This is a genomic window from Actinomadura sp. 21ATH (assembly GCF_041951345.1).
GTDB lineage: Bacteria > Actinomycetota > Actinomycetes > Streptosporangiales > Streptosporangiaceae > Spirillospora.
Map to the genome: position 1 here is coordinate 60,518 of NZ_JBGNUR010000026.1, position 23,501 is coordinate 84,018.

General features: G+C 72.6%; 26 protein-coding genes. 16 read left to right on the plus strand and 10 right to left on the minus strand.

The window, feature by feature from the left end; translation table 11 throughout:
* The first annotated feature begins 36 nt into the window (after positions 1–36).
* Positions 37–1,200, plus strand: a complete 1,164-nt coding sequence (locus ACA361_RS39665; RefSeq protein ID WP_375020297.1) for an Lrp/AsnC family transcriptional regulator — start codon at positions 37–39, stop codon at positions 1,198–1,200.
* Here the strand turns inward: ACA361_RS39665 and ACA361_RS39670 are convergent.
* The 5 genes from ACA361_RS39670 to ACA361_RS39690 all read right to left on the minus strand — a co-directional run bounded on the left by ACA361_RS39670 (position 1,190) and on the right by ACA361_RS39690 (position 6,077).
* On the minus strand, positions 1,190–2,482 hold the full coding sequence (locus ACA361_RS39670) for an ABC transporter substrate-binding protein (protein ID WP_375020298.1): 1,293 nt from the start codon (positions 2,480–2,482) through the stop codon (positions 1,190–1,192). The genes ACA361_RS39665 and ACA361_RS39670 overlap by 11 nt on opposite strands.
* Before the next feature lie 4 nt (positions 2,483–2,486).
* A complete protein-coding gene (locus tag ACA361_RS39675) occupies positions 2,487–3,530 on the minus strand; it encodes a branched-chain amino acid ABC transporter permease (RefSeq protein WP_375020299.1) in 1,044 nt (347 codons plus the stop codon).
* 104 nt (positions 3,531–3,634) lie between these two features.
* Positions 3,635–4,516: a branched-chain amino acid ABC transporter permease gene (locus tag ACA361_RS39680; protein WP_375020300.1), complete on the minus strand. Its 882-nt coding sequence runs from the start codon at positions 4,514–4,516 to the stop codon at positions 3,635–3,637.
* A gap of 2 nt (positions 4,517–4,518) precedes the next feature.
* Positions 4,519–5,244 (minus strand): ABC transporter ATP-binding protein, encoded by a 726-nt coding sequence (locus ACA361_RS39685; RefSeq protein WP_375020301.1) that lies wholly within the window; start codon positions 5,242–5,244, stop codon positions 4,519–4,521.
* Between the two features lie 74 nt (positions 5,245–5,318).
* Positions 5,319–6,077, minus strand: a complete 759-nt coding sequence (locus tag ACA361_RS39690) for an ABC transporter ATP-binding protein (RefSeq protein WP_375020302.1) — start codon at positions 6,075–6,077, stop codon at positions 5,319–5,321.
* Positions 6,078–6,244: 167 nt separating this feature from the next.
* On the opposite strand from ACA361_RS39690, the gene ACA361_RS39695 reads away from it, so the two are divergent.
* The 6 genes from ACA361_RS39695 to ACA361_RS39720 all read left to right on the plus strand — a co-directional run bounded on the left by ACA361_RS39695 (position 6,245) and on the right by ACA361_RS39720 (position 12,206).
* Positions 6,245–7,555 (plus strand): PucR family transcriptional regulator, encoded by a 1,311-nt coding sequence (locus tag ACA361_RS39695; RefSeq protein WP_375020303.1) that lies wholly within the window; start codon positions 6,245–6,247, stop codon positions 7,553–7,555.
* A gap of 32 nt (positions 7,556–7,587) precedes the next feature.
* Positions 7,588–9,168 carry a long-chain fatty acid--CoA ligase gene (locus ACA361_RS39700; RefSeq protein WP_375020304.1) on the plus strand — a complete coding sequence of 527 codons (1,581 nt, stop codon included), beginning with the start codon at positions 7,588–7,590 and terminating at the stop codon, positions 9,166–9,168.
* Entirely contained in the window at positions 9,080–10,387 is a 1,308-nt protein-coding gene (locus tag ACA361_RS39705) for a hypothetical protein (RefSeq protein WP_375020305.1), read from the plus strand. The genes ACA361_RS39700 and ACA361_RS39705 overlap by 89 nt, the downstream gene beginning before the upstream one ends.
* A 70-nt stretch (positions 10,388–10,457) precedes the next feature.
* Positions 10,458–11,075, plus strand: a complete 618-nt coding sequence (locus ACA361_RS39710) for a dihydrofolate reductase family protein (RefSeq protein WP_375020306.1) — start codon at positions 10,458–10,460, stop codon at positions 11,073–11,075.
* A 100-nt stretch (positions 11,076–11,175) separates the two neighbouring features.
* Entirely contained in the window at positions 11,176–11,454 is a 279-nt protein-coding gene (locus ACA361_RS39715; RefSeq protein ID WP_375020307.1) for a hypothetical protein, read from the plus strand.
* 74 nt (positions 11,455–11,528) lie between these two features.
* Positions 11,529–12,206, plus strand: coding sequence for a VOC family protein (locus ACA361_RS39720; RefSeq protein ID WP_375020308.1), 678 nt, complete (start codon positions 11,529–11,531; stop codon positions 12,204–12,206).
* On the opposite strand, the gene ACA361_RS39725 is transcribed toward ACA361_RS39720, so the two are convergent.
* Positions 12,194–12,373, minus strand: a complete 180-nt coding sequence (locus ACA361_RS39725; protein WP_375020309.1) for a hypothetical protein — start codon at positions 12,371–12,373, stop codon at positions 12,194–12,196. The two genes, ACA361_RS39720 and ACA361_RS39725, sit on opposite strands and share 13 nt — an antisense overlap.
* A 168-nt stretch (positions 12,374–12,541) precedes the next feature.
* Here ACA361_RS39725 and ACA361_RS39730 point away from each other — a divergent pair, with 168 nt between their 5' ends.
* From ACA361_RS39730 to ACA361_RS39745, 4 genes are all read left to right on the plus strand, one after another.
* A complete protein-coding gene (locus tag ACA361_RS39730; RefSeq protein ID WP_375020310.1) occupies positions 12,542–12,703 on the plus strand; it encodes a DUF397 domain-containing protein in 162 nt (53 codons plus the stop codon).
* A gap of 151 nt (positions 12,704–12,854) precedes the next feature.
* Positions 12,855–13,043, plus strand: a complete 189-nt coding sequence (locus ACA361_RS39735) for a DUF397 domain-containing protein (protein ID WP_375020311.1) — start codon at positions 12,855–12,857, stop codon at positions 13,041–13,043.
* Between the two features lie 62 nt (positions 13,044–13,105).
* The gene (locus tag ACA361_RS39740; RefSeq protein WP_375020312.1) at positions 13,106–13,543 is read left to right on the plus strand and encodes a pyridoxamine 5'-phosphate oxidase family protein; all 438 of its coding nucleotides are present in this window, start codon (positions 13,106–13,108) and stop codon (positions 13,541–13,543) included.
* 80 nt (positions 13,544–13,623) lie between these two features.
* On the plus strand, positions 13,624–15,435 hold the full coding sequence (locus ACA361_RS39745; protein WP_375020313.1) for an alkyl/aryl-sulfatase: 1,812 nt from the start codon (positions 13,624–13,626) through the stop codon (positions 15,433–15,435).
* 266 nt (positions 15,436–15,701) lie between these two features.
* Here ACA361_RS39745 and ACA361_RS39750 read toward each other — a convergent pair whose 3' ends face one another.
* Together ACA361_RS39750 and ACA361_RS39755 are read right to left on the minus strand one after the other, a co-directional pair.
* Positions 15,702–16,784 carry an epoxide hydrolase family protein gene (locus ACA361_RS39750; protein WP_375020314.1) on the minus strand — a complete coding sequence of 361 codons (1,083 nt, stop codon included), beginning with the start codon at positions 16,782–16,784 and terminating at the stop codon, positions 15,702–15,704.
* A 230-nt stretch (positions 16,785–17,014) separates the two neighbouring features.
* A complete protein-coding gene (locus tag ACA361_RS39755; RefSeq protein WP_375020315.1) occupies positions 17,015–17,605 on the minus strand; it encodes a TetR family transcriptional regulator in 591 nt (196 codons plus the stop codon).
* A gap of 79 nt (positions 17,606–17,684) precedes the next feature.
* Between ACA361_RS39755 and ACA361_RS39760 the strand changes: the two genes are divergently transcribed.
* A complete protein-coding gene (locus ACA361_RS39760) occupies positions 17,685–18,554 on the plus strand; it encodes an SDR family NAD(P)-dependent oxidoreductase (protein WP_375020316.1) in 870 nt (289 codons plus the stop codon).
* 15 nt (positions 18,555–18,569) lie between these two features.
* Here ACA361_RS39760 and ACA361_RS39765 read toward each other — a convergent pair whose 3' ends face one another.
* The gene (locus tag ACA361_RS39765; RefSeq protein ID WP_375020317.1) at positions 18,570–19,253 is read right to left on the minus strand and encodes a pentapeptide repeat-containing protein; all 684 of its coding nucleotides are present in this window, start codon (positions 19,251–19,253) and stop codon (positions 18,570–18,572) included.
* A 42-nt stretch (positions 19,254–19,295) separates the two neighbouring features.
* On the opposite strand from ACA361_RS39765, the gene ACA361_RS39770 reads away from it, so the two are divergent.
* The 4 genes from ACA361_RS39770 (at position 19,296) to ACA361_RS39785 (ending at position 22,506) form a co-directional block, all read left to right on the plus strand.
* Complete coding sequence (locus ACA361_RS39770) at positions 19,296–20,021, plus strand: phosphodiesterase (protein WP_375020318.1); 726 nt, start codon at positions 19,296–19,298, stop codon at positions 20,019–20,021.
* Positions 20,022–20,092: 71 nt separating this feature from the next.
* Positions 20,093–20,758: a hypothetical protein gene (locus ACA361_RS39775; RefSeq protein WP_375020319.1), complete on the plus strand. Its 666-nt coding sequence runs from the start codon at positions 20,093–20,095 to the stop codon at positions 20,756–20,758.
* A gap of 74 nt (positions 20,759–20,832) precedes the next feature.
* Positions 20,833–21,819 carry a GlxA family transcriptional regulator gene (locus tag ACA361_RS39780; RefSeq protein ID WP_375020320.1) on the plus strand — a complete coding sequence of 329 codons (987 nt, stop codon included), beginning with the start codon at positions 20,833–20,835 and terminating at the stop codon, positions 21,817–21,819.
* A gap of 78 nt (positions 21,820–21,897) precedes the next feature.
* A complete protein-coding gene (locus tag ACA361_RS39785; RefSeq protein ID WP_375020321.1) occupies positions 21,898–22,506 on the plus strand; it encodes a cysteine hydrolase family protein in 609 nt (202 codons plus the stop codon).
* Positions 22,507–22,554: 48 nt separating this feature from the next.
* Here the strand turns inward: ACA361_RS39785 and ACA361_RS39790 are convergent.
* Positions 22,555–23,501 (minus strand): LysR family transcriptional regulator (locus ACA361_RS39790; protein ID WP_375020322.1); only part of this gene is annotated, 947 nt, incomplete at its 5' end.

The following is a 23,501-nucleotide window of genomic DNA, read 5'->3' on the forward strand; positions in this document are numbered from 1 at the left end:
ACGATGCGCCGGTAATCGCCTTGAGGAGTGGGGGAAATGCAGGGATCCACCGCCCCCGTGCCGGGCGCGCCGGATAGGGGCGACGGGGGCGCCTCGGCCCCGGTCATGCTCGACGAGGTCGACTTCCAGATCGTCACCGCGCTCCAGTCGGCGCCGCGCGCGGACTGGCGGCGGGTCGGGCAGGCGGTGGGCGTGGACGCCACCACGGCCGCGCGCCGCTGGGCCCGGCTGACCGAGGCCGGGCTGGCCTGGATCAGCTGCTACCCGGGCCTCATCGAGGGCATGGTCACGGTGCCGGCGTTCATCGAGGTGGACTGCGCGCCGGGGATGGCGCACGAGGCCGCCGCCCGCATCGCCGCGGACCCGCACGTGATCAACGTGGAGCATGTGACCGGCCACCGGGACCTGCTGCTCACCGTGCTGCTGTCCGGGCAGGCGCCGCTGTCCCGCTACATCGCGCTGCGGCTCGGCCGGCTGCCGGAGGTGGTCGCCACCCGTACCCAGATCGCGACGGCCGTGTACGCCGAGGGCAGCCGGTGGCGGATCGACCGGCTGGAGGGCCCGGTCGGCGAGCCGTTCCGGCCGGCACAGGACCGCGCCGGCCGCGGCCGCGGCGTGATCAAGCGGTCGGACATGGAGCTGGTCCGGCTGCTCGGGTACGACTGCCGGATGCCGGTGACGCGGCTCGCGGAGCGGACCGGCCTCAGCCCGACGACCGTGCGGCGCAAGCTCCAGCGGCTGGACGCCGACCGCGCCCTCATCTACCGCTGCGAGGTCGCCCGCTTCGCCTCCGGCTGGCCCGTCGCCGTCAGCTACTGGGGCGCGGTCGCGCCCGCCGAGGTCGCCGACGTCGCCGCCCGGCTCGCCGGACTCCGCGAGATCCGCCTCTGCACGTCCCTGTCGGGCCCGTCGAACCTGCTGTTCACCGTGTGGCTGCGCTCGTACGAGCAGATCCAGGCGTTCGAGGCCGACCTCGGCCGGCGGTTCCCGACGCTGGAGGTCAACGACAGCGCGGTGGCGCTCTGGCCGATGAAGCTGGGCTGCAACGTCCTCGACCCCGACGGCCGCCACCTGCGCGCCGTCCCGTTCGAGCCGTGGAGCGACGCCGGCGTCGAGGCCGCGCAGCAGGACCTCCTGGCCCGGCTGCGCGAGCCGCCGGGCCAGGAGCGGGGGAACGGCCGCGCCGCCGTCAGCCGGTGAGCGGGCCGAACACCTTGCGGGTGTCGATGACCTCGCCGAACAGCTCCCAGCGCTCGCCCTTGAACCGCATCATCTGCATCGACTCGATCGGGAAGCCGTCACCGTTCCCGGTCGTCATCGTCACGCCGGGCAGCAGCATCGGGACCTGCACGTTGTTCAGGTTGCGCATCGAGTCGCGCAGCCCCTCGCGGGTCGGGCACTTGGCGGCCTGGAGCGTCTTGTGGAAGCTGCTCGCCACGGCCCACCCGAACGCGTGGTACGGCACCGACGGGTCGGCGCTCGGCGCGTACTGCTTCATCTTCGCCGTGTAGAGCTTCATCTCCGCGTCGTCCTTCCACTGCGGATCGATCGGATCCTTGTAGTAGTTCGCGGAGATGACGTTCTGCACGTTCTTGAAGCCGACCGGGCGCAGCACGGTGATGGACGCGGCCACGTTGTTCAGGATGTGCAGCGGGTTCCAGTTGGTGATCTTCGCGTCGGCGGCCAGCGCCTGCGAGCCGAACTTCGGCGTGGTGATGTTGAGGAAGACGTCCGCCTTCGAGCCCGCCAGGTTGCGCATCTGCGGCTCGACGCTCGGGTCGGTCACCTCGTAGCTCTGCTCCTGCGCGATCGAGATCTTCGAGCCCTCGATCGCCCGCTTGAAGCCGCCGAGCAGGTCCTTGCCGAAGTCGTCGTTCTGGTAGAGCACCGCGACCTTGGCGTCGGGCCTCTCGGTCTTGAGGTACTGCGCGTACACCCGCGCCTCGGACACGTAGTTGGGCTGCCAGCCGATCGTCCACGGATGCTTGGTGTCGGTGCCCCACTTGGACGCGCCGGTCGCCACGAAGACCTGCGGCACCTTGCGCTGGTTCGTGTAGTCCCAGGTCGCGGTGGTCGACGGGGTGCCGAGCGTCTGGAACAGCGCGAACACCTGCTCCTGCTCCACCAGCCGGCGCGCCTCCTCCACGGCCTTCGGCGGCTGGTAGCCGTCGTCGCGGACGACGAACTCGACCTTGCGGCCGCCGATGCCGTTCTGCTCGGCGTTGACGTAGTCGAAGTACGCCTTGATGCCCTTGGGGATGTCGCCGTACGCCGACGCCGGGCCCGACAGCGGGTAGATGCCGCCGAGCTTGAGCGTCTTGTCGGTGATCCCGGTCGTCTGCTGGCCCTTGCACTCCCCGGAGGCCGTGGTCCCGCCCTCCTCCTCGCGCCCGCCGCAGGCGGCCGCCGCCGTGGCCGCCAGCAGCACGGCCGCCGACCCCGCCGTCCACCTCGTGAATGAAAGCCGCTGTTCCGCGCGCATGCCGCTACCCCTTCCGGAGGGTCCTGTTGAACGAGTGCGCGGCGCGTCCCGCCAGCCCGGCCAGCCCGGTCGGGGCCACGTACATCACCGCGATGATCAGCAGCCCGAAGATCACGCCCGGCGCCGCCTTGTTGATGTCCTGGGACAGGCTCGGCACGAACATCACGAACAGCCCGCCGAGCACGGGCCCCCAGGTCGACCCCAGGCCGCCGACCACGATCCCGGCCAGCAGCGTGATCGACAGGTTGACGGTGAACGAGTCGGGCGAGACGAACCCGATCGTCCACGTGTAGAGGCAGCCCGCCGCGCCCGCGAACATCGCGCTCCACGCGAACGCCAGCCGCTTGTACGACGCCGGCTTCACGCCCATGACCTCGGCCGCCGTCTCGTTGTCGCGGACCGAGTGCAGCGCCCGGCCGACCCGCGACCGCAGCAGGAAGTGCACGACCGCGAACGCCAGCGCCGTCGCCGCCAGCGCCAGGTAGTACAGCCACTGGTCCTCGGCCAGGCCCGTCCAGCCGGGCGCCGAGGGCTTCTCCAGCGTCAGCCCCATCGACCCGCCGGTCACCGACTCGAACCGCTTGAGCAGCGGCACCAGGAAGATCGCGATGGCCAGCGTGACCAGCGCCAGGTACAGCCCGCGCAGCCGCGTCGCCGGCACCCCCAGCGCCAGCCCGATCGCGAACGCCAGCGCCGCCGCCAGCGGGAACGTCAGCGGGTACGGGAGGTCCCAGTGGTACATCATGATCGCGGTCCCGTACGCGCCGACCGCGAAGAACGCCCCGTGCCCGAGCGAGATCTGCCCGGCGTGCCCGGTCAGCAGGTTCAGCCCGAGCAGCGCCACCGCGTACACCATGACCATCGTGAACTGGAACACCCGGAACGGCACCAGCTCGAACGGCGCCCGCAGCACCACCAGCAGCACCACGCCGGCGAGGATCCACCGCCAGTGCCGCCGGGCGAACGCCCGCACCCGCCCCGCCGCGCCCGCCTCCGAGGCCCTCTTCTCCTCGGCCACCGGCTCGTCCTTGGTAGTCGTCCTGCTCATGCCGTGTTCCCCGCGAGCCTCCGGGGCGCTTTCATGGCGCCGCCTTCCCTCGCCGCTCGTTCCTCGCTCCTCAGTCCAGGCGGCGCCGCGCCCCTCCGGCTCGCTCATGCGCGTTCCACCACCGCTCGTCCGAAGAGGCCCTGGGGGCGCAGCAGCAGGACGCCGAGGATGATCGCCAGCGGGACGCCGATCTTCAGGTCGGAGCCGATGACGTCCACGTACGCGCCGGCCAGCGTCTCGGCCACGCCGACGATCAGCCCGCCGGCCACCGCGCCCGCCGGGCTGTCGAAGCCGCCCAGCGTCGCCGCCGCGAACGCGTAGATCAGGACGCCGCCCATCATGTTCGGCTCCAGGAACAGCAGCGGCGCGACCAGCACCCCCGACACCGCGCCGACCAGGGCGGCCAGGCCCCAGCCGAGCGCGAGCGTCCAGCCGACCCGGATGCCGACCAGCCGCGCCGACTCGGGGTTGGTCGCCACCGCGCGCATCCCCAGGCCGATCTTGGTGTGCCGGAACAGCAGGTAGAGCAGCCCCATCACCGCCGCGACCACGCCCAGCACGCCCAGCGTGGAGTAGCCGACGCTGACCCCGCCGGCCTCCAGCGCGCCGCCCGGGAACGGGTTCGGGAAATCCTTGATGAGGAACGACCAGATCCAGCCGGCCGCCGCGTTCACGAAGATGAACAGGCCCACGGTCACGATCACGACGGTCAGCTCCGGCGCGCCCTCGACCGGACGGATGATCACCCGTTCGATCAGCATCCCGCCGAGGAACGAGATCGCCAGCGTCAGCAGGAGCGCGAGCCAGAACGGCAGCCCGGCGTCGATGAACGTCCACGCGATGTACGTCGCGAACATCGCCATCTCACCCTGCGCGAAATTCACGATCCCGGTGAACTGGTAGATCAGCACGAGCGCCAGGGCGAGGCTGGCGTAGATGGCGCCCGCGCCCAGCCCGGCGACGATCTGCTGCAGGAAGTCGGCCATCGCTAGATCCGGTATCCGAGGTAGGACTGGGCGACCTGCTCGTCGGCCCTGATGTCGTCCGCCGACCCCGACAGCACGATCCGGCCGGTCTCCAGCACGTGCGCCTGCCCGGCGATGCCCAGGGCGAGATGGGCGTTCTGCTCCACGACGACCACGGTGGTGCGCTCCTCCTCGTTGATCGAACGGACGATCCCGAACAGCTCCCGGGTGACCAGCGGCGCCAGCCCGAGCGACGGCTCGTCCAGCAGCAGCAGCCGCGGCCGCGACATCAGCGCGCGGCCGATCGCGAGCATCTGCTGCTCGCCGCCGCTGAGGCTGCCCGCCGCCTGCTTCAGCCGCTGCTTGAGCACGGGGAAGTGCCCGTACACGCGGTCGAGGTCCTTCTGGACGGCGGACCGGTCGCGCCGCGCGAACGCGCCGAGCCGCAGGTTCTCCTCGACGGTCAGCGGCATGAACGTGCCGCGCCCCTCGGGCACGTGCGCCACGCCCTTGCGCGCGACGGTGTCGGGCGAGCGCCCGGACAGCGCCGCCCCGTCCAGCCGGACGGTGCCGCGCCCGCGGACCATCCCGCACAGCGCGCGCAGCAGCGTCGTCTTGCCCGCGCCGTTCGGGCCGAGGATCGCGCAGATCTCGCCCTCACCGACGCGCAGGCTCACCCCGTGCAGGACGCGGACGTCGCCGTATCCCGCGTGCAGGTCGTCCACGACCAGAAACTCGTCCTTGCTCATGCCGCCTCCCTGTGGGGGGACGACCCCCCACGCCCCCCCGGCAACCGCACGCACCATGAACTCGCTTCGCTCCTTCATGCCGCGGTCCCCAGGTACGCCTCGATCACGGCCGGATCGCGCTGGACCTCTTCGGGCGGGCCTTCGGCGATCTTCTTGCCGAAGTCGAGGCAGACGACGCGGTCGCAGATGCCCATCACGAAGCCCATGTGGTGCTCCACCACGATCACCGTGATGTCGAGATCGGTGCGGATGGCGCGCAGCCAGCCGGAGAACTCCTCGACCTCGCCGGAGCTGAGGCCGTTCACCGGCTCGTCCAGGAGCAGCAGCCGGGGGCGGGCGGCGAGGGCGCGGGCCAGCTCGACCCGCTTCAGCGTCCCGAACGGGAGCCCGGCCGCCGGATGGTCGGCGACGCGCGCCAGCTCCAGCCGTTCCAGCACCTCCTCGGCCTCCGCGCGCAGCCGCGCCTCCTCGCGCCGGACGGCCGGCAGCCGCAGGGCCGCGGTGACGAACCCGGCACGGCCGTGGGTGTGCGCGCCGACCAGGACGTTGTCCCGTACGGACATGTGCGGGAACAGCCCGAGGTTCTGGAACGTGCGGGCGATCCCCAGCGGCGCGATCGCGTGCGGGGCCACCGCGAGGAGGTCGCGGCCCTCGTACGCGACCCGTCCCTCGTCGGCGTCGTAGCGGCGGGTCAGGCAGTTGAACAGGGTGGTCTTGCCGGCGCCGTTCGGCCCGATCAGTCCCACCATCTCGCCGCGCTCCACGCCGAAACCGACGCCGCCGAGCGCGGTGATGCCGCCGAAGCGGACGGTCAGGTCGTGTACCTCCAGCATCCGGCCTCCAGAGCGCGGGGGCCGTCAGCGTAAAATCCGCACCTCAGCACGCACATTGGGCACGGGCACCCAAGATGCGGAGAGGCTTTTGTCCGCCGAGCACAGCGTGAGTCTCGGACGTGTCACGGGGCGTTGACGCTGGTGCCACGGCCATGGATCATCCGGACATGTCCGGTGGTCTCAGCACGGGAACGGTCACCGGTGCGGACACGGTCCGTACCGAACGCTCACGGATCCTCGCCGAACTCCTCACCCGCGTCGACGAACTGGCGGACCGCGCGGTCGCGACGATGCGCGCCGAGATCCCCGCGTACCAGGCGCGGGACGCCGCGTTCCACGCCGACGTGCGCGAGCAGGTCGCCCGCCACTACCGCACCAAGCTGGCCATCTTCCTGGAGGAGCGGACGGTCACGTTCGACGACATCGCGTTCACCCGGCGGGCGTCGATGCGCCGCGCCCGCGCCGGGTTCGCGCTGGCCGACTACATCAACGCGTTCCGGGTCGGGCAGCAGGTCTTCTGGGAGGCGGTCGTCGAGCACGCGGGCGGCTCGTACGCCGGCCACGAGGCGGCGCTGACGCTGGCGTCCGCGCTGATGCGGTACTGCGACTTCGCCAGCACGCACGCGGCCAACGCGTACATGGAGTTCCAGCAGTACGCGGCCGCCGAGGCCGTCCGGGAGAGCCGCGACCTGGTGGAGCTCCTCCTGGACGGCGAGATGCCCACCCGCGGCCCGCAACTCGCCACCGCCCACGCGCACGGCCTGGACGCCGGGTCGCGCGCCCCGCTGCTGGTCGTGACGGCGATCCTCGTCGGGGCGGAGGCCAAGGCCGACGCGCGGCACGTGGCGTGCGCCGCGATCGCCCGTACCGGCGTGAACGGGCACCGCACGCTGTCGGTCGTCCGCCAGTCGGAGATCGTCGCCGTGCCCGCGCTGGGCCCCGCCGGCGACCCCGGCCGGCTCTGCGACCGGCTCCAGCGGGTGCAGGAGAACCTGCTCGCCGAGGGCATCGTGCTGGCCATGGGCATCAGCACCGTCGTCGCCGGGACGGCGGAGATCCCGCGCGCGTACCAGGAGGCGCGGGCCGTCCTGGAGTTCCTGCCCGAGGACGGCGGGGTGGCGGCGCTGCCGCGGATCTCGCCGTTCGAGTACATGGCGCTGCGCGCCGACGACACCGCCCGCCACCTCGTCGACCCGCGGATCACCGGGCTGCTCGCCGAGGACCGCATGCGCGGCGGGGTGCTGACGGCGACGATCCGCGCGTTCGCCGCCGCCGACCTCAATCTGCGCGCCGCCGCCGAACGGCTCCAGATCCACCACAACACCGCCCAGTACCGGCTGCGCCGCATCCAGGAGCGGACCGGCCGCAACCTGCGGCACATCACCGACCTCGTCGACCTGCTCGTCGCGATCGCGCTCCAGGACGTCCTGCCGCCCGACCAACCGGGCACCGAAAAGACTGGTCTCCGCGACCAATGAGGGGGATGGGACCACGGACGTACCGTCGGTCCATGAACCTCGCTGACCGGCTGCGGACCGCCGCCGAACGGCTCGGCGGGCGGACGGTCCTCACCCTGGACCGGGACGGCCTCAGCTACCGGGCGCTCGACCTGCTCAGCGCGCGGACGGCGGCGCTGCTGCGGCGCCGCGGGATCCGGCCCGGCGACCGGGTCGCGGTCATGCTCCCGAACGTCCCCGAGTTCGCCGTCGTCTACTACGGGGTGCTCCGGATCGGCGCGGTCGTCGTCCCGCTCGATCCGCTGCTGAAGCGGCGCGAGATCGCCGCGTACCTGGACGACAGCACGGCCCGGCTCGTGATCGCCTGGCACGCGTACGCGGAGACCGTCGAGGCGGGCACCGCGCACACCCGCGTGGACTACCTGTTCGTGGTGCCGGACGAGTTCCGCCGGCTGCTGCGGGTGGTGCCGCCGGAGCACGACATCGTCCAGGTCGCGGGCGACGAGACCGCCGTGATCCTCTACAGCGCGGGCACGACCGGGCTCGCCAAGGGCATCGAGCTGACCCACGCCAACCTCGGCGGCAACGCGGCGACCGTCGCGCGCATGCACGCGCTCGGCGTGGACGACGTGGTGCTGGGGGCGCTGCCGCTGTACCACGCGTTCGGCCAGACGTGCGCGCTCAACGCCACCATCCAGGCGGGCGGCCGCCTCACCCTCCTCGAACGCTTCGAGGCCGGCAAGGCGCTGGAGGTCATCCGGCGGGACGGCGTGACCGTCTTCCAGGGCGTCCCGGCGATGTACATCGCGCTCCTCGACCAGCCCGGCGTGTCGGACCTGTCCCTGCTGCGGATCTGCGTGTCGGGCGGCGCGGCGCTGCCGCTGGACGTGCTGCGCGCGTACGAGACGCGGTTCGGCTGCCCGATCATCGAGGGGTACGGGCTGAGCGAGACGTCGCCCGTGTCGGCGTCCAACCGGGGCGGCGCGGGCCGCCGGCCGGGCTCGATCGGGCGGCCCGTCCGGGACGTGGAGATGCGCGTCGTCGGCGACGACGGCCGCGAGCTGCCGCCGGGCGAGATCGGCGAGATCACCGTCCGCGGGCCCAACGTCATGAAGGGCTACTGGAACAACCCGGAGGCCACCGCCGACGCCGTCCGCGACGGCTGGTTCCACACCGGCGACCTGGGCCGCGTCGACGACGACGGCTTCTTCTTCCTCGTCGACCGCCGCCGCGACGTGATCATCCGGGCCGGCTACACCGTCTACCCGCGCGAGGTCGAGGAGGTCCTGTACGAGCATCCCGCCGTACGCCAGGCGGCCGTCCTCGGCGTCCCGCATCCCGAGGTCGGCGAGGAGATCGCGGCCGTCGTCGCGCTGCGCGCCCCGGCCGGGCCGGACGAGCTGCGCGGCTGGGTGAAGGAGCGCGTGGCCGCCTACAAGTACCCCCGGCAGGTCTGGTTCGTCGACGAGATCCCGACCAGCCCCACCGGCAAGATCATCAAGCGGGCCCTCGGGCTGCCGCTGACCGTGACAGGAGGTGACGGCCGTGCGCCGTCGGACCGTACTGGCGACCCTGACCGCCGCGACCTTGATCGCCGCGAACCCGGCACCGGCCGCCGCCGATCCCCCCGGTGACGGGCCGCTCCCCGGCTACACGATCTCCAACCCGCCGCTCGCCCCCGCACTGGTCGACGGCCGCCCCTCGCGCGTCCTGCAAGGCGTCCACGAGCACGCCGCGTACGACATCGAGGTCCCGCCGCGCTGGAACGGACAGCTGGTCACGTGGGCGCACGGCTACCGCGGCGCGTCCCGCGTCCTCACCGTCGAGCCACCCTCGTACGGCCTCCGCCAGCGGCTCCTGGACCAGGGGTACGCGTGGGCGGCGTCCTCCTACTACGCCAACGACTACGACGTGCGCGCCGGCGTCCTCAGCACCCACGCCCTCACCCGGCACTTCGCCCGCAAGGTGGGAAACCCGCGCAAGACGTTCATCGCGGGCGTGTCGATGGGCGGCCACGTCACGGCCCGCTCGATCGAGGAGTTCCCGCGCACCTACGACGCCGCCCTCCCCATGTGCGGCGTCGTCGGCGACCACGCCCTCTTCGACTTCTTCCTGGACTTCCAGCTCGTCGCCCAGGACCTGGCGGACCTGCCCGCGTACCCGCCGCCGCCCGACTACGTCACCTCGGTCGTCCCGAAGATCCAGGAGAGGCTCGGCCTGAACGACCCCGCCGGCCCCAACGCCCTCGGGCGGCAGTTCCGCGCCATCGCCGTGAACCGCAGCGGCGGCGACCGGCCCGGCGCCCACGCCGCGTTCGCGTACTGGCAGAACTTCCTCTTCGGCCTCGCCGAACCCGCGCCCGGCGACAGCCTCGCCCAGCAGCCCGACCGCGTCGCGACCAACGTCTTCACCCGCTACGCGCCGTCCACCCCGGTCGACGTGAACCGCACCGTCGCCCGCGTCCGCCCCGCCGACCCGGGCGCCCGCCACACCCGCCGCCTGACGGCCGTCCCGAGCATCGCCGGCCGCCCGGACGTCCCGGTGCTGTCGCTGCACAACCTCGGTGACATGTTCGTCCCGTTCTCGATGGAGCAGCACTACCTGAAGGACGTGATCCGCAACCGGCGCGGCGGCAACCTCGTCCAGCGCGCCATCCGGAACGTCGGCCACTGCGAGTTCAGCCCCGCCGAGGCCGGCGCCGCCTGGGACGACCTCGTCCGCTGGGAGAGGACCGGGAAGCGCCCCGCCGGCGACGACGTCCTGCGGCCCTCCGCCCCCGGCTACGGCTGCCGCTTCACCGACGCGACCGCGTACGCGACCGGGACCCGCCCCCTCTTCGCCCGCTGCCCGTAGCCGCGATGAGTTCCGGGCGCGGGGATCGTCTCCATCGGTACGGGCACCACCACCGAGGGAGGCACGGCCGATGAAGCTCACCTTGACGACGTTCCTCTCCCTGGACGGCGTCATGCAGGGTCCGGGGACGCCCACGGAGGACACGGCCGGCGGGTTCGAGCAGGGCGGCTGGCAGGTCCCCTACGCCGACGAGGCGCTGGAGGAGTACGGCGGGCGGTGGTTCACCGAGGCGGACGCCTTCCTGCTGGGCCGGCGGACGTACGAGATATTCGCCGCCTACTGGCCGGCCGTCACCGACCCGGACAACGTGGTCGCGACCCGGCTCAACGCCCTCCCCAAATACGTCGTCTCCACGACGCTGGACGAGGCCCGATGGAACAACACCTCCCTCATCAGGACCGATCCGGTCAAGGAGGTCGAGGAGCTGAAGGGCCGTCCCGGCCGGGAGCTCCAGATCCACGGCAGCGGCGTGCTGGCCCGGTCGCTCCTGGACCACGGCCTGATCGACGAGCTCCGGCTGTGGACGTACCCGGTCGTCCTGGGCGGCGGCGCCCGGCTGTTCGAGCCGGGCCGCGTGCCCACGGCATTGCGGCTGGTCGATTCCGAGAGGACCGGCAGCGGGTGCGTGATCAGCGTCTACCGGCCGGCGGGCAGGCCCGCGTACGGCGACTTCACGCGGGACGCCTGAGCCCGGCCGGAGCGGGCACGGCGGTCCCTGGCCACCGGCCGTTCCGCAGGGGATTCTTGGGGAAGGCGCCCGGAGCCGGTCAAGGCCGGTACCCACCGCCGTGCCGGGCGCTTGGGGAGCGGACGATGCTGAACGCGCAGGAGAGCCGGGCGCCGAGAACCTGCGCGACCGGGTGGCGGCCGCACCCGACCGGCGCGCCACCCAGGCCGACCCGGGCGCCGAGACGCTGCTCACCCACATCCGCGAGACCCGGGCCCAGGTCGAGCAGGCACGGCACCAGGCGCGCCAGACCGTGCAGCGGGCCGAACGGCTGCACGCGGCCGCCCTGGCGCAGGCGCAGGTCGTCCAGAACCTCACCGCCCCCCGCTCCCTCCGCTGACCCCGGCCCCGAGAATTCGTTTGCGCGCCGCGGCCGTTTCCCGATGGGCTGCACTCCGGCGCGAAGGAGCGGGTGTGAACGGGTTCTGCTGGATGGACGTGAAGACGCGCGACGTGCCGGGAGCCGCCGCGTTCTTCGGGACGGTGCTGGGCTGGCGGTTCGCAGTGGATGAGGACGACCCGCGCCGGGCCACGAAGATCTACCTCGACGGCCGCCCGATCGGCGGCGTCAGCGATCTGGCCGCCCCGATCTACCCGCCCGGCACGCCCCCGCATGTGGCGTACTACCTGGCGGTCGACGACGCCGACCGCGCCGCGGAGGCCGCCGTGGCCAACGGCGCGAGCCCGGTGGTGGGACCGTTCGACGCCGGCGACCAGGGCCGGATCGCGACGCTGCTCGATCCGGGCGGCGCGGCCTTCTCGCTGTGGCAGGCGGGCACGTTCACGGGCTGGCGCCACTCCGGCCTGGCCCACGCCCCGGCCCGGATGATGCTCGCCTGCCACGACCCGGAACGCTCCCGGTCGTTCTACCGCGCCACCCTGGGCACCGATCCGGCCGCCGCCGAGTTCGTGCGGACAGCGGACGTGGCGGAAGCCGGCGAGCGCTGGGAGGCGATCCTCGAAACCCCCGATCCGGCCGCCGTCGCCGCCCGCGCCCGCACGGCCGGTTTCCCGCCCGATCCAGGGAAGCCGCTGCGGCTGATCGGCCCGGACGGCCTGGCCTTCCAACTGCGGCAGGCTCAGCCGGACTGACCCTCCAGGCCGACCGAGGCGCGCACCCACTTGCAGCCGCCGCCCGCGGGCCGCTCGATCCACACCCGGTCGGCGTACGCCTGCACGAGCATCAGCCCCCAGCCGCCGAACTCCTCCGAGTCCGCCGCGTCGATCTCCTCCACCGTGGCGACGGCGTTCCGCGGCACCGGGTCGCGCTCCGGAAGTCGCCTACTCTGAGTCTCCCTGGAAAGGGCGGTTGATATCCGCTCCCTCTGATGTGAGGCGGTACGGCAAACGCTGGAACAGAATATGTGCGAATTCGCTGCCTGACGAGCTCTCCAAGAACCTCATCAGGCGCACGATGGAGAGGTTCAGTGAACAAGATCACGTGGCGGAAATCTAGTCGCAGCGGCACCACTGAGAACAGCGCTTGTGTCGAGTTGGCTGCGCTTTCTGTGGTGAGCGTGGGCATCCGAGACAGCAAGGCCCCCGATGCGGGGCACATCGTCGTTGCGTGCCGGGGCTTGCCGGCTTGATCGACGCCATCAAGGCCGGCCGACTCGATCGTTAGTCCGCTGTGCGGTCTCGCTTCGGTTGACTCGTGGCGTGTTTCCCTGGAAGCGGCTGCAAGAGTCGGAACACGCCACGAGTCAACACGTTCCTATGTGTGTATGAGTAGTAAGAGGTATGAAGCGGTGGCGTAAGTCCAGTCACAGTGGCACCTCGAACAACACCGATTGTGTTGAGTTGGCCGTCCTCGCCGACGGTGTTGGGATCAGGGACAGCAAGGCTCCGGACGCGGGGTACATCACCGTTGCGCGCGGGGGGATCGGCAGCTTGATCGACGGCATCAAGGCTGGGCGGCTCGGTCCCTAGGACGCGTTCTTCTGTGTGGATGCATAATCGGCCAGAGGGTCAGCCTGAGGGCGGGAGCCGTGATGACTCTGGTGATGAGCGTGGAGGAACGGGAAGCGTTCCTGGCGGGCGCGCATGTGGGTGTGTTGAGTGTCGCGGACGAGGGCGGGCGGGCTCCGCTGGCGCTGCCGGTCTGGTACCTGTACGAGCCCGGCGGCGACATCGCGTTCATCACCGCGCGGGACAGCCGCAAGATGGAACTGATCCGGAAGGCGGGGCGGGTGAGCCTGGTCGCGCAGGACGAGGAGCCGCCCTACTACCGGTACGCCTCGGTGGAGGGCCCGGTCGTCGAGGTCCAGGATCCGGCGCGGCCGGAGGACGGCAGGACGCTGGCCGAGCGCTACCTGTCCGCTGAGGACGCCGCGAGGTATCTGGCGGACACGAGGGGCGCCCGCGACACCATGGTCACGGTCCGCGTGCGCCCGGAGCGCTGGTACACGCGGGACTACACCAAGCGGTAGGCGATCCGCCGGTCGGACTGACGCGTTCTTTGTGGGATGGAGGTTTTGTCCGGCCGTCCTTTCGGAGAGTGAACCTCCCTATGGGGGATCTTGCTTTCGGGGACCGGACCGACTTCGAGAACGCCGAGCGGGGGCTGGTGGGCTCGCTGACGCCCGGCGTGGTGAAGGACGCGGACGGGCGCGTGGTCTGGGACGGGGACGTGTTCCGCTTCCTCGACGGCCCGTGCCCCGAGTCGGTGCATCCGTCGTTGTGGCGGCAGTCGCAGCTGTGCGCCAAGCAGGGCCTGTACGAGGTGACCACCGGCATCTACCAGGTGCGGGGCCTGGACCTGTCGAACATGACGCTGGTCGAGGGCGACCGGGGCGTGATCGTGATCGATCCGCTGGTGTCGGTCGAGACGGCGGCCGCGGCGCTCAAGCTGTATCGGGAGCATCGCGGCGAACGTCCGGTGACCGGGCTCGTCTACACGCACTCGCACGTGGACCACTTCGGCGGCGCGGAGGGGATCGTCCCGGCCGGCAATCCGGACGGGGTGCCGATCGTGGCGCCGGCCGGGTTCCTGGAGAACGCCGTGTCCGAGAACGTGTACGCGGGCACCGCGATGGCGCGCCGGGCGATGTACCACACGGGCGTCCTCCTGCCGAAGGCGCCGGACGGCATGGTGGGGACGGGGCTGGGGCAGACGGCGTCCTCGGGGCGCGTCTCACTGATACCGCCGACCCTGGACATCACCCGGTCCGGGCAGGAGGAGGTCGTCGACGGGGTACGGATCGTCTTCCAGCTGACGCCGGGCACCGAGGCGCCCGCGGAGATGAACTTCCACTTCCCGGAGCGGCGGGCGCTGTGCCTGGCGGAGAACGCCACCCACAACCTGCACAACATCCTGACGCTGCGCGGCGCGGTCGTCCGGGACGCGCGGGTGTGGTCGCGCTACCTGGACGAGGCGATCACGCTGTTCGCCGACGGCACGGACGTGGCGTTCGCGTCCCACCACTGGCCCACGTGGGGCCGCGAGAACATCGTGGAGTTCCTGTCGCAGCAGCGGGACGTGTACGCGTACCTGCACGACCAGACGCTGCGGCTGCTGAACCAGGGCCACACCGGCATCGAGATCGCCGAGATGATGGAGCTGCCGCCCGCGCTGGCGGGGGCCTGGCACGCCCGCGGCTACTACGGCTCCGTCAGCCACAACGTCAAGGCGATCTACCAGCGGTACATGGGCTGGTTCGACGGCAATCCGTCGCGCCTGTGGGAGCATCCGCCGGCCGAGGCGGCGCGGCGGTACGTGGAGTGCATGGGCGGGGCGTCCAAGGTGCTGGCGATGGCCCGCGACTACTCCGGCCAGGGGGACCTGCGGTTCGCCGCGACGCTCCTCGACCACGTGGTGTTCGCCGACCCTGACAACGAGCACGCGAAGACGGCGCTGGCGGACGTCCTGCAGCGGCTCGGTGAGGGCGCCGAGTGCGGGACGTGGCGCAACTTCTACCTGACCGGCGCCATGGAGCTGCGCGAGGGGATCCGGCCCATTCCGATGAGCATCTCGGGCGGCATGGCGGCGGGGCTCAGCGTCGAGCAGGTCTTCGACTCGATGGCGATCCGGGTGAACGGCCCCAAGGCGTGGGACGAGCACCTGACGATCGACTGGAAGTTCACCGACACCGGCGACCGCTACCGGATGACGCTGTCCAACGGCGCGCTCGTCCACCGGCGCGTCGGCGGCGATGACGGGGACGCCGAGCTGACCCTGACGCTCACGAGGCCGGCGCTGTTCGGGCTGCTCGACGGGAAGGGCACCGAAGGGGTCGGCAGCAGCGGGGACGCGGCGGTGCTGCGGCGGCTGCTGGCGGTCATGGACGCCCCGGAGCCGGACTTCCCGATCGTGACTCCGTGACCTGGGCGGGGCCGTCGGGGAACTGCTGCCACTGGCGGTAGGGGGGCGGCCAGCCCGATCACGCGGTGATCCTGCTCGTGCCCCCCGCGGGCGGGCCATGGAGGATGCCGTCACCGTCGTGGCCGGGGTCGCGCGGGGCGCGGGATCGCGCTCGTATTCGGGGAGGCCGCCGCGGCCGTGTACATGACCGACCGGGAGGCGCGCGGGCACCGGCACTCCAGTCCGCCCGGGACGGTGAGTACGGCTTCACCGACGTGCGCTGACCGTTACGCGGCCAGGCCGAGGAAGAAGTCCCGGACGTCCGCGGCGAGCAGCTCCGGCACCTCCATCGCGGCGAAGTGGCCGCCGCGCTCGAACTCTGTCCAGTGCCTGATGTCGTACAGCCGCTCGGCCAGCGGCCGCACCGACTGCGTGATGTCGTACGGGAGGACCGCGACGCCGAGGGGGACGGGGCACGGCGCGCTGCCCCTCTTGGCGTCGTGGTGCAGGCGCGCCGAGGAGGCCGCGGTGGCGGTCAGCCAGTACAGCGAGATGTCGGTGAGCATCCGGTCGTCGTCGACCTGCGTGCGCGGGTCGGTCCACTGCGCGAAGCGCTCGGCGATCCAGACGAGCTGGCCGACGGGCGAGTCGGTCAGCGCGTAGCCGATGGTCTGCGGGGTGAGGACCTGCAGCGCCTGGTACGGCGGGCGGTTCGCCAGCAGCGCCCTGACCTTGTCGAGCCGGGCTTCGTCCGTGGCGGAGAGTTCGACGCCGGCGGCCGGGTCCGGCCGGGTCGGCAGGTAGTTGACGTGCACGCCGACGACCTGTTCGGGGGCGGCGGCGCCGAGCGCGGTCGAGATGCCCGAGCCGAAGTCGCCGCCCTGCGCGCCGTAGCGCTCGTACCCGAGCCGGCGCATGAGCTCGGCCCAGGCGCGCGCGATCCGGTCGGCGTCCCAGCCGCGCTCGTGGGTCGGCCCGGAGAAGCCGTACCCCGGGATGGACGGGATCACCAGGTGGAAGTCGCGTGACAGCGGCTCGATCACGTCGAGGAACTCCAGGAACGACCCGGGCCAGCCGTGGGTGAGGATCAGCGCGAGCGCGTCCGGCTTCGCCGACCGGACGTGGACGAAGTGGATGTTCTGCCCCTCGATCTCGGTGGTGAAGTGCGGCAGCTCGTTGAGTTCGGCCTCGTATTTGCGCCAGTCATAGCCGGTGCGCCAGTACTCGGCCAGCTCCCGGAGCCTCCCCAGCGGGAAGCCGTAGTCCCAGCCCGCGTCGGCGACCTCGTTGGGCCAGCGGGTACGGGCGAGCCGGTCGGCCAGGTCGTCGAGGTCGGCCTGCGGGATGTCGATACGGAACGGCTTGATCATGGCTTTGCCTCCAGGGATTCGCCCGGCGATCGATGTTTGCCACACCAACGTTGGCAAGACCAACATTAACACAATCATTGGCACAGCCAACGAATCTGGAGGCCGACGTTTCAGCTGCGTGCAGGCGCGGCCGTACCGGTCGGTGAACGACCTCTCGACGGCGACCTCTTCCTTGGCGCATCCGCCGAGGAGCCCGGCGGAGGGCGACGGCCGTGGCCGCCGGGCCGGCTTCAGGCGGAGGGGGCCAGTAGGGCGAACGCGCGGTCGACCAGTTCGGTGCGGTCGGTCGCGCCGTCGCGGCGGAGCCATTCGCGACCCGCGGCGTCCACGGCGGCCGCGGCGCAGGCGGTGAGCAGGTCGGCGGTGAACGCGTCGAGCCCGCTGCCGGGGCGGTCGAGCAGCGCGGCGGTGATCCGTTCGCGCATTCCGTCGCGCCGCAGGTTCAGGCGCGCGCGCAGCGCGGGCGTCGACTCGATCAGCCGCAGGGTCGCCGGGTCGCGTTGCGCGGCGTGGACCCGGCCCTCCCACTCGCGCAGGACGGCGCGCAGCGCCGTCCACGGCGCCTCGCCGGCCGGACGGGCCCGGACGGCGTCGGCGACCTGGTCGGCCAGGTCCTCGACGTCCCCGAACACCACGTCCTCCTTGGAGGGGAAGTAGCGGAAGAAGCTGCGCTTGGACAGTCCCGCCGCCGCCGCGATGTCGTCGACCGTCGTCTCCTCGTAGCCGCGCTCGACGAACAGGCCCAGTGCCAGCTCCGCCAGCTCGGCCCGTACCGCGCGCCTCGTCCGTTCTCGCAGTCCCGATCGTTCCGCACCGTTCACGTGGCGATGATAGTTCTGGCAATAGATGATATGTATGTCACTCGGTGACAAACTTGTCCCAAGGTACGGAGGAGGGCGCATGCGCGGCAAGACGGTTCTGGTGACGGGCGGCACCGGAGGGATCGGCAAGGAGACGGCGCGGGGGCTCGCGGCGATGGGGGCGCGCGTGATCCTGGTGGGCCGCGACCGGGACCGCGCGGACGCCGCCGCGCGGGAGCTGAACCGCGACGGGGGCGAGGCCGGCGCGTTCACCGCGGACCTGACCGGCCTGGACGGCGTGCGCGCCCTCGCGGCCGAGGTGGCCGCGCGGCATGACCGTCTCGACGTGCTCGTCAACAACCTCGGCGGCATGACCGCGCCGCGCGCGCTCACCCGCGACGGCGTCGAGCGGACGTTCGCCGCCAACGTCCTCACCCCCTATGCCCTGACCTGCCTGCTGCTGCCCCTCCTGCGCGCCGCCCCGGCCGCGCGCGTGGTCAACCTGACCGGCGGCATCCCCGGCGGCCGGATCGACCCGGCCAACCTCCAGGGCGAGCGGCGCTACCTGGGGTGGACGTTCTCCCAGTACAACCATGCGAAGACCGCGCTGATGGCGATGAGCCGCCGCTTCGCCGCCCGGGTCGCCGATGACGGCATCACCGTCAACGTCGCCTATCCCGGCCACGCCTACACGCCCGGCAACCAGGCGACGGCCGCCGGCGCGTTCCCGTACGCCTACCGGCCGCTGGCGCCGGTCATCCGGTTCCTGGGGCCGCGGCTGCTGAACGATCTGGCCAGGCCCGCGCGGTCCAGCGTCCACCTGGCCTCCAGCCCCGAGATGGAGGGCGTCACCGGCGTCTACGTCAACGCGAAGGTTCAGCGCGCCCCCTGGCCCGCCGCCGTCCTGGACGAACGCGCCTGCGACGCCGTCTGGGAACTGTGCGAACGCCTCAGCGGCGTCACACCCTGAGGACGGGCCCGGTGATCAGCCGTCGATGGTGATGCCGAGGGTCGTGGCCAGGGCCGTCAGGAGGCTGATGGCGTCGGAGGCGTCGACGCTCGCGCCGGCGAAGCTCTGCACGCCGCGGACGCCGTTCAGGTCGCAGCCGCCGGTGAAGCGCACCGACGCCATCTTCGCGTTGCTGAACTGCGCCGCCACCAGCTTGCAGCCCTCGAACGTGACGTTCCTCAGGTCGGCGTTCTGGAAGTTCGCCTCGGACAGGTTGCAGTCGCGGAAGACGACGTCCCGCAGGTTGCAGAAGCGGAAGCCCGCGAGGTCCGCGCGGCAGCCGTCGAAGACCGCGTTCCGCACGCCGCCCTCGACGAGCTGAATGCCGGTCATCCGGCAGCCGGAGACGGCCGCGCCGGCGACGCGCGCGTGCGACAGCCGCAGGTTGGCCAGGTCGCAGCCGGTGAACTCCACGTCGGCGAACGTGGGGCGCTCCAGCCCGACGCCCGCGAACGACGTCTCGGTGAAGCGGCAGCGCTCGAACTCGGCGTCCTCGACACCGGTGCCTGACAGCCGTACGGCGCCGTACTCCAGCGACAGGTACGCGCCGTCGTGCGCCAGTTCGAGGTCGGCGCCGCCCGCCGCCGTGAGCGTGCGCGGGATCCGCGGTCGCGGGGGCTCCTTCACCGGCCGGGAGGCGGCCGCACCACGATCGAGCATGCGCCGACACTACCCGCCGGGATCAGGCCGTACGTTCGTCCCATGACCGTTTTCGCCCAGCTGAGCGACATCCATCTCGACGGCGGGGAGGAGCGCGCCGATCGCACCCGCCGGGTGATGGCCCGCCTGAACGCCATGCCGCTGGACGCCGTCCTGCTCACCGGGGACATCGCCGACCACGGCGACCCCGCCGAGTACGCGCAGGCCCGCGAGCTGATGGCGTCCCCGCATCCGGTGCTGATGTGCCCCGGCAACCACGACGCGCGCGGCCCGTACCGGAAGGTCCTCCTGGACGAGCCCGCGGACGGCTCGCCCATCGACCGCGCGCACCGGGTGGGCGGCGCCCTCTTCGCGATGTGCGACTCGACCGTTCCCGGCGAGGACGGCGGGTACCTGTCCGACGCCACCCTCGCCTGGCTGGACGGGGTGCTCGGCGAGGAGCCCGGGGTCCCGGCGTTCGTGTGCTTCCACCATCCGCCGGTGCCGCTCGGGATCCCGTACGTGGACGGGATCAGGCAGACCGGCGAGGACCGCCTGGCCGCCGTGATCGAGCGGCATCCGCGCATCGTGGCCGTGCTGGCCGGGCACGCCCACACGGCCGGGGCCACCACGTTCGCCGGCCGCCCCCTCATCGTGTCGCCCGGCGTCGTGTCCACGCTGCGGCTGCCGGAGGAGCCGGAGGACACGATCGACTACGCGGCGCCGCCGGGCTACGCCCTCCACGTACTGGACGGCCACCGCCTGACGACCCACTACAGAACGGCCTGAAACCGGCGGGGAGCCGGGCCCGTCGGAGGGGCAACGCCGGATCGGGCGGGGTGGCCGGGGAAGGGGTACGCGTGGCGGAGGCGGGCGAGGCGGGGCGCGGCGGCGGCCCGGACGAGCGGCGGCTGCGGGCGGGGCTGGCGGCGATCGAGGCCAAGCTGGCGCTGGTCCGGCGGGTGGAGGCGGAGCACGGCCTCGGGATCGTCTTCGAGGAGCCGAGGGAGCTGGACGACCTGCCCGGGCTGCCCGGCGGCGTGGTCGAGGTGTTCCGGCTGTTCCACCGCCTGGGCGGCGACTACTTCTGCTTCAAGCAGCCCGAGATCATCCGGAGCGCCCGCGCGTGGGCGGCATGGCCGGTCAACCCGGAGTGCCCGCTGGGCGATCCGCTGGAGATCGGGTACGAGCGGTACGGGATGCCCGCGGAGCTCCGCGAGAGCATCGACGGCGGCGCCCCCATTCGCCTGGACGTGACCGACGGCAGCGTCTACTACGTCGATCCGGACGACTACATCCACATGTACAAGCACGTCGAGGTGGAGGAGATCCACAGCGAGGACTTCGGCGACATCGTCGCGTTCTTCGATCATCACGTCCTCGGCGAGGGGTATCCGGAACTGGTGGAGGCCGTCCTGGGGGCGCATGCCGTCACCGAGCGCGACCGCAAGGGACGGCACCGGGACTCCTGGATGCGGCTGCTCTCGGAGAGCGGGCTGCTCGGCCCCGGCACCCCCGACTGGTAGGCGGGCCGGCGATGTCCGTATGTGACAGATAACTGTCGTTGCGGTCACGCGGCGCAATCGCCGACAATTGAGACATGTCCGCTGAGCATCGCGTGGTCATCGCGCTCTTCCCCGACGTCGACCTCCTCGACGTCACCGGCCCGGCCGAGGTGTTCGCCCTCGCCAACCGGGTCGCCGGCCGCGCGCTGTACGACGTCCGGCTCGCCGCGCCCGAGGGCGGGCACGTCACCACGTCCGCCGGGGTGCGGGTGGTGGCCGACCTGCGGTTCGACGAGGTCGGCGACCGGGTGGACACCCTGCTCGTCCCCGGCGCCGTGGAACGCGAACCCGACGGGTCGACCCGCGCGCTGGCCGACGCGGGGGTGGTGGACTGGGTGCGCCGGACCGCGCCCGCCGCGCGGCGGGTCGCGTCGGTGTGCGTCGGGGCGCACATCCTGGCCGAGGCCGGGCTGCTGGACGGCCTGACCGCCACCACCCACTGGTCCACCGCGGCACAGCTGGCCGCCGACCACCCGGGCGTCACCGTCGACCCCGACCCGATCTTCGTACGGTCCAGCGGCCGGGTCTGGACGGGCGCGGGCATCAGCGCCTGCCTGGACCTGTCGCTGGCGCTGGTGGCCGAGGACCACGGCGAGGAGACGGCGCTGGCGGTGGCCCGCGCCCTGGTCGTGTACCTCAAGCGCCAGGGCGGGCAGAGCCAGTTCAGCGTCCCGCTGGCGCACGCCGCCGGGGGCCGCCGCGACATCGACGAGCTGCGCCTGTGGATCGCCGAGCACCTCGCCGAGGAGCTCACGATAGCGGAGCTGGCGGCGCGGCTCGGGCTCAGCCAGCGCCAGTTCACCCGCGTGTTCCGGCGGCAGACCGGCACCACCCCGGCCGCCTACATCGAGTCCGCGCGCGTGGAGGCGGCGCGCCGGCTGCTGGAGACGACCGACCTGCCGCTCCCGGACGTGGCGGCCGCCAGCGGGCTCGGCTCGACCGAGACGCTGCACCGCGCGTTCCGCCGCCGCCTGGGCACCGGCCCGGGCTCCTACCGCCGCCGTTTCCGCACGGTGGCCTGACCCGAATCCCCTTCCCGCCCGCCCGCCGGGGTCCCGGCGGCGGCGCGAGCCTGCCCGCAAACAGAAAGGAACATCCCCATGAGCACCAACGTCTCGCAGACCCTCCGCCAGGTCGTCGGGCTGCCCGCCGACCTCCCGCGGCTCGGCGACGCGACCCTCGTCCTGATCGACTACCAGAACACCTACCGCACCGGCGTGATGGCCCTGCCGGACGCCGAGCGCGCGCTGGCGGCCGGGGCCCGCCTGCTGGAACGCGCCCGCGCCGCCGGGGCCCGCGTCGTCCACGTCGTCAACGACGGCGGCCCCGGCAGCCCGTACGACGTCCGGGCCGAGGTCGGCGCCATCAGCCCGCAGGTCGCGCCCCGCGACGGCGAGCCGGTGGTGGTGAAGACGTTCCCGGACTCGTTCCACCGGACCGAGCTCCAGCAGGTCCTCACGGACCTGGGAGCCGGGACCGACCTGGTCCTGGCCGGCTTCATGACGCACATGTGCGTGGCGTCCACCGCGCAGGGGGCGTTCAACCTGGGCTACCGCGCGACCGTCGTCGCCGACGCCTGCACCACCCGCCCGCTGCCGGGGCCCGGCGGGGCGCCGGTGGCCGCCGAGACCCTGCACGAGGCCGCACTGACCCAGATCGGCGACCTGTTCGGCCTGGTCGTGCCCACCGCCGACGCGCTGCCCGCCTGACCCCGCCCGACCCCCTGCCCGCCCGTCCCCAGCCCGCCCGTACCCCGCTCACCGCGCCCACCGCGGCACCCACGCGCCGCGGCGGGCGGGGCGCGCGGCGGCGAGGTGGGCGCGGAGCGCGGCGAGCGCGGGGTGCGGGTTGTCGAAGCGCCAGACCAGGGAGTGCGGGTACACCGGCGCCGGGTCCCGTACGGGGATCCGGCGCAGGTCGTGCCCGGCGGGCCAGACGAGGCGGCTCCCCTCCCCGACCAGGGTCGCCAGCGACGGCGCGCCGGCGATCGTGTCCAGCAGCGGCTCGGTGCCGAAGTCGGGGCCGGTCACCTCGATGCCGAACCCGAACGCGGCCGCGAGGTCGTCGTAGAAGGCCGCCCACTCGGTGCCCGCGACGAGGGACGGCATCCAGATCCGGTGGCCGGCCAGCCCGGCGGGGGCGACCGCGCGGGCGGCGGCGAGCGCGTGCGCCGGTCCGGTGAGGAGCTGGACGGGCTCGTCGTGGACGCGGGCGGCCTCGACGCCGTCCGGCAGGCTCCGCGGGGCGACGGCGCGGAACGACGCGTCGATCGTCCCCGACCGGACCGCGGCGATGGCCGCGGCGGCGTCGAAGAGCGTCACCACGTTGAGTTCGATCTCCGGGTGGGCGTCGTGGAAGCCGCGCAGCAGGGCCGCCGGCGCGAGGTGCCGGCCGAGCACGTCGACGCGGAGCGCGCGGCGGCGGGGGCGTACGGAGGCCAGCGCCCGTTCCTCGGCCTGGAGGAGCGCGCGGGCGTGCGGCAGGAACGCCCGGCCGTCGTCGGTCAGCCGGGACCCCTGCGGGGTGCGCGCGAACAGCCGTACCCCGAGGTCCCTCTCCAGGGCGGCGACGCGCTTGGACACCGCCTGCTGCGAGATCGACAGCTCGGCCCCGGCCTCCCGGAACCGCCCCAGATCCGCCACGGCGACGAACGCCCGTACCCCGCTGAGATCCACCCCCGCCACCCTAGGACGTCGACTCGTGG